Origin of the sequence: Pyramidobacter sp. C12-8 (assembly GCF_002007215.1) — a bacterium.
Classification (GTDB): domain Bacteria; phylum Synergistota; class Synergistia; order Synergistales; family Dethiosulfovibrionaceae; genus Pyramidobacter.
Genome location: NZ_MUHX01000059.1, coordinates 1 through 1,795 on the forward strand (window position 1 = coordinate 1; position 1,795 = coordinate 1,795).

1 protein-coding gene is annotated in these 1,795 nt (G+C 50.2%); it reads left to right on the top strand.

Translation table 11 applies throughout. The features are described 5' to 3' along the window. Window positions 1-135 precede the first annotated feature (135 nt). Window positions 136-1,758 (top strand): IS1634 family transposase, encoded by a 1,623-nt coding sequence (locus B0D78_RS12050; RefSeq protein ID WP_078017175.1) that lies wholly within the window; start codon window positions 136-138, stop codon window positions 1,756-1,758. Window positions 1,759-1,795: the final 37 nt, after the last annotated feature.

Genomic DNA, 1,795 nt, shown 5'->3' on the forward strand with positions numbered 1-1,795 from the left:
ATTCCCGTAACCCCACACTAGAAAAAGACAACCAGCCCAGCTGAATCCCGCTAAGACACTGAGTTTTGGCGGGTTAATTCTTGTCTTTTTCATCGTTACGTATTATCATACGTAACTAGATAAGGAGGCAGGAAGATGGCTTTGGTGAAGCAGCTAGATAAAAGAAGCGGGATCACGTATGTTTACGAATCGGTATCGTATTGGGACAAGGAGAAGAAGCAAGGGCGCTCCAAGCGAAGGTTGGTAGGCAGATTAGATCTCCAAACGGGTGAAGTCGTAGCGACAGATGGTCGTGGGAAACGTCGCAGCACACAGGCAGCGGATCCTCCTGCCAAGCAAGGGCCGGTTCCCGTGTCGACACCCGATCGACTCTTCTTCGGAGCGACCTACCTGTTTGACCAGATCGGGGAAGTGACCGGAGTGACGGAAGATCTCAAGGCCTGCTTCCCCGGGCAGTACAAGCAACTCCTCTCCATCGCCTACTACCTTATCCTGGAAGACCAGAATCCGCTCTTTCGTTTTAAGAAGTGGGGCAAGCTCCACCGCCATCCTTACGGCAAGGATATCCTTTCCCAGCGGAGTTCTGAATTATTCCAGTCCATAACGGAAGAAGGCAAGATGAAGTTCTTCCGTCTCCAAGGGAAAAGGCGTGTGGAAAAAGAGTACTGGGCTTATGACAGCACCTCTATTTCCAGCTATTCCGAAGCCCTGAGAGAAGTCCGGTACGGGAACAACAAGGACGGTGAGAAACTGCCGCAGGTGAATCTGGCTCTACTGTTTGGCGGAGAGTCCGGCTTGCCCTTCTATTACCGGAAACTGGCCGGAAACATTCCGGATGTGAAGACCATTCGCGAGCTGCTGAGGGAACTGGACATTCTTGGTTACTCCAAGGTGAAGCTCGTCATGGACAGGGGGTATTACAGTGCGGACAACATTAATGCCTTATACAAAGCGCATGTGAAATTTTTGTGTGGAATCTCAACCGCTCTGAGCTTTGCCAAAGATTTCATCCGTGAGCTTGGATCCCAAAAGGACCGTTACGCCGCCTACAACAGCAGGCTGGAACTGTATGTGTTCAGCAAGACGATCGCCTGGGACTACGAACAGGAAAGGCCGTATAAGGGAGATGTTCTGAGCGGAAAGAGAAGAATGTATCTGCACCTGTACTTCAATCCCGACAAACTGGCGGATGACGGCAAAGCTTTGAACCGCAGGTTGGACAGCCTCAAGGAGGAACTGCTGAGCGGTCACCGAAAACCGGAACACGAAAAGGACTACCGAAAATATTTCAAGGTGAAAGAAACTCCCAAACGCGGCATTGCGCTTGACTATAAGCAAGAAGCGATGGACGCGGCCTGCGAGCGCTACGGTTTCTTCGCCCTCATTAGCAACGAAGTCAAAGATCCCGTAACAGCCATCCAGCTTTACCGGATGCGCGACGTGGTCGAAAAGGCATTCTGGAACGTGAAAGAACGATTGAATCTGCGAAGAACCCTGGTTTCTTCCGAAAGAGCGCTTGAAGGCAAGTTTTTTGTCGAGTTTCTCTCACTTATTTACCTTTCCTACCTCAAGAAAAAAATGGAAGAAAACGGACTATATGCAGATTACACCATGCACGAGTTACTCGACGAACTGGATGTCATTGAGTGCTTTACAGAGCCCGGGAAGGCCCCTATACCAGGAGAAGTGCTCATGAAACAGGAAGAGATCTACAGAGCGATGGGCGTGACACCTCTCTTGGCTAAACCAGAAAGTTGAGTTAACGATGAACTCCTAGGGTGGTGTTTCGGGAATC

What these genes read in the sequence shown, in the direction of transcription:
- B0D78_RS12050 (WP_078017175.1), top strand. Translation starts at nt 136, where the DNA reads ATGGCTTTGGTGAAGCAGCTAGATAAAAGAAGCGGGATCACGTATGTT.